Source organism: Rhodococcus sp. CX (genome assembly GCF_015865005.1).
Classification (GTDB): Bacteria; Actinomycetota; Actinomycetes; order Mycobacteriales; family Mycobacteriaceae; genus Rhodococcus.
This window is the reverse complement of the sequence record NZ_JADZGH010000131.1, coordinates 587-10,506: the sequence shown is the minus strand read 5'-3', so window position 1 is coordinate 10,506 and position 9,920 is coordinate 587. Positions and strand designations below refer to the sequence as shown.

8 protein-coding genes and 1 pseudogene are annotated in these 9,920 nt (G+C 70.7%); all 9 read left to right on the top strand.

Annotation, left to right across the window (positions count from 1 at the left end; translation table 11 throughout):
- Positions 1-22 precede the first annotated feature (22 nt).
- Positions 23-4,042, top strand: coding sequence for a type VII secretion protein EccCa (gene eccCa, locus I0Q12_RS14355; protein WP_197252555.1), 4,020 nt, complete (start codon positions 23-25; stop codon positions 4,040-4,042).
- Positions 4,039-5,490 carry a type VII secretion-associated protein gene (locus I0Q12_RS34870; RefSeq protein WP_197252554.1) on the top strand — a complete coding sequence of 484 codons (1,452 nt, stop codon included), beginning with the start codon at positions 4,039-4,041 and terminating at the stop codon, positions 5,488-5,490. The genes eccCa and I0Q12_RS34870 overlap by 4 nt, the downstream gene beginning before the upstream one ends.
- A 150-nt stretch (positions 5,491-5,640) precedes the next feature.
- Positions 5,641-5,991: a WXG100 family type VII secretion target gene (locus I0Q12_RS14345; protein ID WP_197252553.1), complete on the top strand. Its 351-nt coding sequence runs from the start codon at positions 5,641-5,643 to the stop codon at positions 5,989-5,991.
- Between the two features lie 68 nt (positions 5,992-6,059).
- Positions 6,060-6,356, top strand: coding sequence for a WXG100 family type VII secretion target (locus tag I0Q12_RS14340; RefSeq protein ID WP_197252552.1), 297 nt, complete (start codon positions 6,060-6,062; stop codon positions 6,354-6,356).
- Between the two features lie 262 nt (positions 6,357-6,618).
- Positions 6,619-7,062, top strand: a complete 444-nt coding sequence (gene rplM / locus I0Q12_RS14335; protein WP_197252551.1) for a 50S ribosomal protein L13 — start codon at positions 6,619-6,621, stop codon at positions 7,060-7,062.
- A gap of 11 nt (positions 7,063-7,073) precedes the next feature.
- Positions 7,074-7,553 carry a 30S ribosomal protein S9 gene (gene rpsI / locus I0Q12_RS14330; protein ID WP_374068702.1) on the top strand — a complete coding sequence of 160 codons (480 nt, stop codon included), beginning with the start codon at positions 7,074-7,076 and terminating at the stop codon, positions 7,551-7,553.
- A gap of 170 nt (positions 7,554-7,723) precedes the next feature.
- Positions 7,724-9,061: a phosphoglucosamine mutase gene (gene glmM / locus I0Q12_RS14325; RefSeq protein WP_197252549.1), complete on the top strand. Its 1,338-nt coding sequence runs from the start codon at positions 7,724-7,726 to the stop codon at positions 9,059-9,061.
- Positions 9,062-9,155: 94 nt separating this feature from the next.
- A complete protein-coding gene (locus tag I0Q12_RS14320) occupies positions 9,156-9,503 on the top strand; it encodes a hypothetical protein (RefSeq protein ID WP_197252548.1) in 348 nt (115 codons plus the stop codon).
- A pseudogene (locus tag I0Q12_RS14315) lies at positions 9,500-9,920 on the top strand (hypothetical protein); the annotation flags it as partial. The gene I0Q12_RS14320 and the pseudogene I0Q12_RS14315, both read left to right, overlap by 4 nt.

Genomic DNA, 9,920 nt, shown 5'->3' with positions numbered 1-9,920 from the left:
CCTCACGTCGGGGGAGTTTGCCGTGAGTACGGTGCGGTTCGTGCGCAGGGCCCGTCGGGAGGCGCCGCGCATCCCGGGCGGTGAGGTGAGTCTGCAAGCGCCACCGGAGATTCCACGCGCGACCCCGGGCAACCTGCTGATGAAGTTGCTGCCGCTGGTGATGATCGCCGCGATGATCGGCATGGTCGCGTTGATGTTCACCTCCGGGATGGCCCGCAACCCGATGTCGCTGATCTTCCCCGTCATGATGATGGTGTCGGTGCTCGGGATGCTCGCCGGCGGCGGTCGTGGGGGTGGGGCGCGCAGCGCGGAGGCGAACGAGGATCGCAAGGACTATCTGCGGTACCTCGATCAGTTGCGCCGAGACGTGACCGACACCGGTGACCGGCAGCGCCGGGCACTCGAGTGGTCACACCCGGACCCGGCGCTGGCCTGGACCCTCGCCGGAACGGTGCGCATGTGGGAACGGCGGGTGACGGATGCGGACTACTGCCATGTGCGCGTCGGCCTCGGCGGTCAACGACTCGCGACACGACTGATCCCGCCCGAGACCGGTCCGGTCGAGGACCTCGAACCGATTGCGGCTGTGTCGTTGCGCCGGTTCGTGCGCACCCATTCGGTGGTGGCCGCGTTGCCGACCGCGGTGTCGTTGCGGGGTTTCCCCGTGGTCGCGATCGACGGTGACCGGGATGCCGCGCGACGGCTCACCCGCGCGATGCTGGTGCAGCTGTGCACCTTTCACGGACCGGATGTGCTGCAGGTCACGGTGGTGTGCGGTCCCGACACCGCGGCGGAGTGGGAATGGGTGAAATGGCTTCCCCACGCCCAGCATCCGGAGATGCGCGACGGAGCGGGAAGCGCACGGACCGTGTTCGGCTCGATGCTCGAGCTCGAGACGGTCTTCGGACCGCAGCTGGCGATGCGCGGCCGTTTCGCGCGCAACGCCCCCGCGGTGGAGGGCGTGCCGCAGATCGTCGTCGTGGTCGACGGCGGCGTCCACGGGTCCGGTTCCGGTGTCTTCGACGACGGCGGGATCGATTCGGTCGTGGTGCTCGATCTGTGCCGGTTCGTGCCTCGGCTCGCCGCGACCCGGGGACTTCAATTGGTCATCGACGGCAGCGAGTCGGACGGCACGGAATCGGACGGCGGGAATCTGGGTGCTCGGGCGGGCAGCACGGTGGAGGCGTTCGCGCGGGCGGACGGACTGAGCGTCGCACAGGCGCAGACCATGGCCCGGCGTCTGGCTCCCTACCGCATCTCCGCGGTGACGGCCGGTGACAACGGAGGTGGCGACGAACGGCCGTCGACCTGGCAGGACCTGCTCGGTCTCGGCGATCCGGCGCAGTTCGACCCCGCCCGGGCCTGGGTGCCGCGGCGGGGCCGGGACCGGCTGCGGGTCCCCATCGGTGTGGGTGTCGACGGCGCCCCGGTCGAACTGGATCTGAAGGAAGCCGCGGAGAACGGCATGGGGCCGCACGGATTGTGCATCGGGGCCACGGGCTCCGGAAAATCGGAGTTTCTGCGAACACTCGTGCTGGGCCTGATCGCGACGCACGCACCCGACGCGTTGAACCTCGTGCTCGTCGACTTCAAGGGCGGCGCCACGTTCCTCGGTCTGGACCGGGCACCGCACGTGGCCGCCGTCATCACCAACCTCGCCGACGAACTGGCGATGGTGGACCGGATGAAGGACGCCCTCGAGGGTGAGATGAATCGCAGGCAGGAATTGCTCCGCGCAGCAGGCAATTTCGCGAACGTGGGGGACTACGAGCGGGCGCGGGCGTCGGGTGCGCCGCTGGCGCCGCTTCCCGCGCTGTTCATCGTCGTCGACGAGTTCTCCGAATTGCTCACCCAGCAACCGGATTTCGCCGATCTGTTCGCCGCCATCGGCCGGCTCGGCCGGTCGCTGCACATGCACCTGCTGCTCGCCAGCCAGCGCCTCGACGAGGGTAGGTTGCGCGGTCTCGACAGTCATCTGTCCTACCGGATCGGACTGAAGACCTTCTCGGCGAACGAATCCCGCAGTGTGCTCGGTGTGCCGGACGCCTACCACCTGCCGTCGTCGCCGGGTGCCGGTTATCTCAAGTGCGATTCCGCGGAGATCGTGCGGTTCGCCGCGGCCTACGTCTCCGGCCCCTACGAACCCGGCCGCGCCGCGCACCGGAACCCGGGCACCCGCGGACCCGGTGCGGCCCGGCCCCGGCTGTTCACGGCGCGGGAGGTGCCCACCGAGCTGCCCCCGCCGATGCCGGTCCCCGACGCGACCGTCCCGGACGCGGTGCCGGACGGCCGCACGGTGCTCGACGTTCTCGTCGACCGGGTCCACGGCCACGGCCTGCCCGCGCACGAGGTGTGGCTGCCGCCGCTCGACGAGTCACCGAGTCTCGACCGGATCGTGCCGCGGTCGCTGCTCACCGGTGAGACGCTGCGGCACGCCACCCTGCGCACCCCGATCGGCATCGTGGACCGGCCCTTCGACCAGCGCCGGGACCCCCTCGTCGTCGACCTGGCGGGCGCGGCGGGCAACGCCGTGGTGGTCGGTGGCCCCCGCTCCGGGAAATCGACGATGCTGCGCACCCTGATCATGTCGATGGCGATGACCCACACCGCCGAACAGGTCCAGTTCTACTGCCTGGACTTCGGTGGCGGCACACTCGCCGGGCTGGCGGGACTGCCGCACGTCGGCTCGGTCGCGGGCCGGCTCGACGCCGACCGGGTGCGCCGCACCGTCGCGGAGATGACCGGCTTGCTGCGGCGCCGCGAACGGATCTTCGCCGAATGGGGGATCGAGTCGATGGCGCAGCTGCGCCGGCTGCGCGGCGACCGGCTCGTGGACACGTCCGCAGACCCCTTCGGCGACGTCTTCCTCGTCATCGACGGGTGGCCCAGCATCCGGAACGATTTCGAAGCCCTCGAGCATCCGATCGGCATCCTCGCGGCGCAGGGCCTGTCCTACGGGATCCACGTCGTGGTCACCGCTCCACGCTGGGGGGATGTGCGGCCCGCTATGCGCGACCACCTCGGTACCCGCCTCGAACTGCGCCTCGGTGATCCGGCGGATTCGGAATTCGGCCGGAAGAAGGCGGAGACCGTCCCGGCGAACCGGCCCGGACGCGGCATCGACCGCGAGGGACTGCACGTGCTCTCGGCGCTGCCCCGCGTCGACGGCGGTTCCGATGCGGACGACCTCGGGGCGGCGGTGGCCGCCGCTGTGGACGCGATCGCGACGGCGACGCCGGGCCGTCCGGCACCGCCGGTGCGGATGCTGCCGGAACTCGTCGAACACCGGGCGCTGCTCGCCGCACTTCCGGCCGGCACCCCCGCGTCGGCACACGCGCCGACGGCGGAGCGGCTGCGGGTCCCGATCGGAATCGACGAGGCGGAGCTCGCGCCGGTGTGGCTCGACTTCGCGGAGAACCCCCACCTGCTGGTGTTCGGGGACTCCGGCTGCGGCAAGACCGCGCTGCTGCGGGGGATCTGCCGGGGCCTCATGGAATCGAACACCGGCGCCCAGGCCCGCATCATCGTCGGCGACTACCGGCGCACCATGCTCGGTGTCGTCGAAGGCGATCATCTCGGGGGATACGCGCCGTCCGCGGCGGTGCTCGCCGCGATGGCCCGGGACCTGGCCGCGGTGTTCGAGAAGCGGCTGCCCGGCCCGGACACCACCCAGCAGCAGCTGCGGGACCGATCGTGGTGGACGGGGCCGGAGGTCTTCGTCGTCGTCGACGACTACGACATGGTCGCCACCTCGGGCCAGAATCCGCTGGCGCCGCTGGTCGAGTACCTGCCGCACGGGAAGGACATCGGTCTGCACCTCGTGATCGCCCGCCGCTCCGGCGGCGCGGGACGTGCGCTGTTCGAACCGGTGATCGGGCGGCTGCGCGAGCTGTCGTCGGCGGGTCTGATCATGAGCGGAAACCGCGACGAAGGAGCACTTCTCGGCGCGATCCGGCCGAGCCGGATGCCGCCGGGACGGGGCATCATGGTGCAGCGCAGCGGCGAATCGCTCGTCCAGGTCGCGTGGGTCCCCGAACAGTGAGCCAACCCGACACGCTTGGCCTGCTCCTGGCGCCCGGCCGGGTCTTCGCGCGGTGGGCGGACGTCACGCTCGACTGTCCCGCGCTCGCCGCGGACATCGGCGGCGGATTCGTGTTCGCGGAAGCGGCCGCGCGCCGCCCGTCCGAGACCCACCTCGACGTCGTCGCCCGGATCGGGGACCGGCCCGGCACCGAGGACGGCCCCGACCTGACCGGCGCACTGATCGGGCTGGTGCAGTACGCGGCGGCCGCGGTCTCCGCGCCCCCGGACGCGGGCACCGTCACGATGGTGTATCCGACTCGATGGAGCGAACGGCGCCGCGAGATCGCCCACACCGCAGCGCGAAACGTCGCCCGCAACGCCGTCCTCACCGCGGCGGCGGTCGCGGCGCGGCAGGCGGTGACCGCGTCGGCGGTGGAACGCTGTGTCGTCGTCGAGGTGGCGGACGGCGAGATCACCGCGTCGCTGCTCGGAGCGGCCCCGGCGTCGGACATGACGCCGCCCGTCGACCGCACCGCGGTGGACAGCCACCTCGGCGCCACGGATCTGGACACCGCGCACGGTTTCGCGCGCTTCGAGGAACTGATCGGCTCCGTCGCCGGTCCCGTCGATCCGGACGTCCTGATCGTCGCGGGTGTTCCGGGTGAACCGTCCGGCGCAGCGCTGTGCGAGCAGATCCGCGAGCGGCTCGGCCGCGGCATCCGGGTCGTGCCGGTCGCCGCGTCGGAGATGCTCGCCGCTCTCACGGCCCCGCCCGCCGCGGACGTCCCGGTGTCCACCGTCCCGACGACGGCGCAGTGGCTGGCCGATGTGCGCGCGGCGGAACCGCCACCGCGTCCGCCGGTGCGAGGGTGGTGGGTTCTCGCCGCCGCCGTCGCGACCGTCGCTGTGGCCTGTGGGGTGCTCCTCGGGCGCGACGCGGGAACGATCGCTCCACCGGAGACCGACGCGGTCGCGGAGGAGGCCGGGAGCGCGGTGCCGACCGCGGCGGTGCCGTCGACGCGCGCGCCGTCGACCCGATTCGAACTGGGTCCGGTGCGCATCGAGTTACCCGAGCAGTGGCGGCTCCGGGACATCGGCGACACTGGCGGTGCACGCACCGGCGGCGGACGCAGCGAACTCGTTCCCGGCGGCGGCGAGGACCGGCGGATCGTGGTGGTGCACAGCCGACTCCGGGACGGCATGGACGAGGCCGCGGTCGCTGCCGTGCTCGAACGCCGGGCTGCCGAACGCGGCGGGATCATCCGTGACCTCGACACCGACACCACCTTCGGGGACCGGTCGGTCATCGCCTACACCGAAGTGCCCGAAGAGTTCTCGACGGTGCGCTGGTTCGTGGTCGTCGACCGTGGATGGCAGGTCGCGGTGGGCTGCCAGTTCCTGGTGGGGGAGTGGGCCGGGATCGGCAAGGAATGCGAGCAGGCCGTCCACACACTCGCGGTCGAGTAGCGCCGGAACATCCGGCCCGACGAGTTTTCGGTTCGAGGGGAACCGATCGGACACAGGTGACGTCGAACCAGGTGTAGGGCGCAATCCGGCCCGGACCGCAGGGGGAACCGGGTCCGGTCGCGGCGCGGAGAACGAGGAGGGGAAACGGAAATGTCCGATGTGCAGGACGGTGGGAAGGGCGGTCAGCAGGTTGTCGCCGATGTCGCGGAGATGCTGGGCGCGGCGCAGCAGATCGACAACTCGCGCGAGGTCCTCGGCGACATTCTCGCCCAGCTCAAGACGATCGTCGGGCGGTCCGGCGACGTGTGGGGCGGCGACTCGCAGGAGATGTTCGGGATCGTGATGGCGGACTGGGACAAGGCTTCCCGGAACATGAACGATGCGCTCGAGGAGATCGCCGCCGGTATCCGGACCAACGGGCACTCGTACGAGCAGGCGGTCGAGGAGCAGGCACGCGCGATCGCCGACGTCGGCAGCACCCTCAAGGGCAGCTACACCTGATCGCCACCGCGCGCAGAGTTCGGATCGACAGGGCAGTTCGGATCAACTGAGGCAGGGAGAACAGGACCGTGGTCAAACAGATCAGGCAGGAATTCGCGGGTGTCCATCAGGTGTACAAGGACCTCACCGCGCTGCAGGGCGCGATGAACGACGAGCTCGACACCGTCGGAACGACGGCCGAGCGGTTCGTGCAGACCTGGGACGGCACCGCCCAGGAGGAGTACTACAAGTCGCAGACCAAGTGGAACACCGCTGCCTTCGAGCTGAACTTCATTCTCGGGCAGATCGGCGCGTCGGTCGCGACCGGCAACCGGAACATGGTCGATCTCGAAGACGGGCTCACCCGCCAGTGGGGTTCGAGGTGATGCCGCTGGCCGTGTGACACATCCGTGTGGGCCGCGGCGTCCCGGTGGTGGAGAGGCTGCCGGGGCGTCGCGGTTCCGTGCGCTTGCCCGACGGCCGGTTTTGACCGCCGTGTGGCCGGACCGGTATCGTGTCCGTTTGGCGTGTCGTGCGCTGCCGTGGCCTCGTGCCCGGTGGACGTCGCTTCTCGGGTCTCAACTGGCCGCCGAGGGTGATCATCGGCGATGCGCGGGCCAGCAGCGAAACGATAGACGAGGAAGATCTGTGTCTACGTACACACCGAAGGCCGGCGACGTGACCCGCCAGTGGCACGTCATCGACGCCACTGACGTGGTGCTCGGCCGCCTCGCGGTGCAGGCGGCGAACCTGCTCCGCGGCAAGCACAAGCCCACTTTTGCTCCGCATGTCGACGGCGGTGACTTCGTCGTCATCATCAACGCCGACAAGGTTGCCATCTCCGGCAACAAGCGGACCGACAAGTTCCTCTACCACCACTCGGGCCACCCGGGTGGTCTCCGTGCGCGTTCGGTGGGCGAGGTTCTCGACAAGAACCCCGACCGCCTCGTGGAGAAGGCCGTCACCGGCATGCTCCCGAAGAACAAGCTCGGCCGCGCCATCGCGAAGAAGCTGAAGGTCTACGCGGGCCCGAACCACCCGCACGCCGCGCAGCAGCCGGTTCCGTTCGAGATCAAGCAGGTGGCCCAGTGACTGAGCAGAACGTGAACGAAGAGTACGGCGACGACTCGGTCGAGAACGTGGTCGAGGAGTACGCGGTCGACGAGGTCGCCGCTGCGCCCGCCCCGATCGTGCTCGACCGTCCGGTCCAGACCGTCGGCCGCCGCAAGGAGGCCGTCGTCCGCGTCCGCCTCGTGCCCGGCTCCGGCAACTTCGTGCTCAACGGCCGCACCATCGAGGACTACTTCCCGAACAAGGTGCACCAGCAGCTCGTGAAGTCCCCGCTGGTCACCGTCGAGCGCACCGAGTCGTTCGACATCCACGCTCGCCTCACCGGCGGCGGCCCGTCCGGCCAGGCCGGCGCGCTGCGTCTCGCCATCGCGCGTGCGCTGATCGAGGTCTCGCCCGAGGATCGTCCGGCTCTCAAGCGCGCCGGCTTCCTCACGCGTGACGCCCGCGCCACCGAGCGCAAGAAGTACGGCCTGAAGAAGGCCCGCAAGGCACCTCAGTACTCCAAGCGCTGATGTGTTGCCGACGCTGACCCCGTGGTCGGCCTCGGCACCTGTTCGACCACGAGAGCAGGCGCCGGTAGAGAACTACTACCGGACGCCTGCTCTTGTGCATTCCCGCCCTGTTCGCTCGGGCGGTTCTCCCCGGCGGGGGCTCGCCGGATCTACGACACGAGAGGTTGTCCATGGGGCGGTTGTTCGGTACCGACGGTGTTCGCGGTCTTGCGAACGCGAAGTTGACGGTGGAACTCGCCGTCCGGATCGCAGGTGCCGCGGCCGCGGTGCTCGCGGCCGGTACCGACGGGCGCAGACCGGTCGCGGTCGTGGGCCGGGACCCCCGCGCGAGCGGCGAGATGCTGGACGCGGCCGTGACCGCGGGCCTGACCGCCGCCGGTGTCGACGTGCTGTCGGTCGGGGTGCTGCCGACCCCCGCGGTCGCCTACCTGACCGACGCCTACACCGCCGACCTCGGGGTGATGATCTCCGCGTCGCACAATCCCATGCCGGACAACGGCATCAAGATCTTCGCGGCCGGTGGCCACAAACTCGAAGACGCCGTCGAGGACCGTATCGAGGCGCTGCTGCACGGCGAGCAGACGCCCGAGCGGCCCACCGGTGCCGGCATCGGACGGGTCCGCGTCGCCACCGACGCGACCGCCCGCTACCTCGAACATCTGGCCGGCGCGACCACGGCCCCGCTCGCGGGCCTGAAGGTCGTCGTCGACTGCGCCCACGGCGCGGCCTCCCGGGTCGCTCCTGCCGCCTACGCCGCCGCCGGTGCGACGGTCATCGCGATAGGTGCGGAACCGGACGGCCTCAACATCAACGACAACTGCGGATCCACGCACCTCGACGCGTTGCAGAAGGCCGTCGTCGAGCACGGCGCCGACCTCGGGCTCGCGCACGACGGGGACGCCGACCGCTGCCTGGCCGTCGACGCCGCCGGGTCGATCGTCGACGGTGACGCGATCATGGCGATCCTCGCGCTGGCGATGCGCGCCAGCGGGGAACTGCACGAGAACACACTGGTCGCGACGGTGATGAGCAACCTCGGTCTGCACCTGGCGATGCGGGAGGCCGGTATCACGGTCGTGACCGCCGGGGTCGGTGACCGTTATGTCCTCGAGGAACTGCGGCGGGGCTCGTTCAGCCTCGGCGGCGAACAGTCCGGCCACATCGTCTTCCCGTCCCACGGCACGACCGGTGACGGGGTGCTGACCGGTCTGCGATTGATGGAGCGCATGGCGATCACGGGCTCGACGCTCGCCGACCTCGCGTCGGTGATGCGGACCCTGCCCCAGGTACTGATCAATGTGCCCGTCTCCGACAAGACGGCGGTCGCGGGCCACCCCGCCGTCGTCGAGGCTGTTGCCGCAGCCGAGCACGAACTCGGCGACACCGGCCGGGTGCTGCTGCGTCCGTCGGGTACCGAACAGCTCGTGCGCGTCATGGTCGAGGCGGCCGACGACACCGTGGCGCGGGTCCTCGCCGATCGTCTGGCCGACGCGGTCGCCGCAGTCTGAGTCGTTCCATCCCGAGCGGAACCGACGATCCCGCGCCTGCGTCCAATCCCTACGACGGCCCTGCCACGGTGGCGGTGCCGCGGGGGAGGTGCGCGTGGGGCACGGGAGAACGAACGCCGACGGCGTGCGAGTGGACGTGTCGGAGGTACGTGCGATCGCGGCTGGTCTCGGTCGCGCGGTGGCCGGCACCGAGCGGCAGTGGCAGCGTGCGCTGGGGGGACTCTGCTTCGATGCGGGTGCCGCGGGCCCGGGTTATCGCGGTCGCGGGGATGCGGTGGACGCGGGCTACCGTCGGCTGCGCCGGGTGCTCGAGGCGTGGTCCGACGAAGCGACCGGCGTCGCCGACCTCCTGGGTCGTACCGCCGACGGCTACGGGTACGAGCTGGATCGGCAGGTGACTGCGCTCGCCGAAATCGACGCCGACGTGCGAGGCCCGCGGTGAGCGGTCCCACCGGTATCGACGACCTGCTCGACGCCGGTGCCGTCGGTCTCCGGTTCTTCGCCGAGTTCCTGCCGCGCGCACATCGGATCGGTGCGGCGTCGACCGTCACGATGTCCGATCTGACGGACCGATACGAGGCGCAACGCGGACTCGACGTCGCGCGGCTCGCGTCCGACGCCGACGCCGTGCGCACGGTGTGGTCGGTACTCGGCACGGGCGTCGACGAGCAACGCGATCGGCTCGCGTCGGTGCCGGCGGTGTGGGAGGGCGGCGCGTCGTGCTCCGCGTCCGACCCGCTCGCCGCCCACCTCGAACGGTCACGACGGCTGCACGACACGGTCGGTGCCCTCGCGGACACGCTGGCCGCGGCGGCGAGCGCGATCGGCGTGATCGTCGACGAAAAATCGAGGGCTGCAG

Excerpts from the sequence above, each read along its gene's own strand:
- I0Q12_RS14345 (WP_197252553.1), top strand. The coding sequence starts at position 5,641 with ATGTCCGATGTGCAGGACGGTGGGAAGGGCGGTCAGCAGGTTGTCGCC.
- glmM (WP_197252549.1), top strand. The coding sequence starts at position 7,724 with ATGGGGCGGTTGTTCGGTACCGACGGTGTTCGCGGTCTTGCGAACGCG.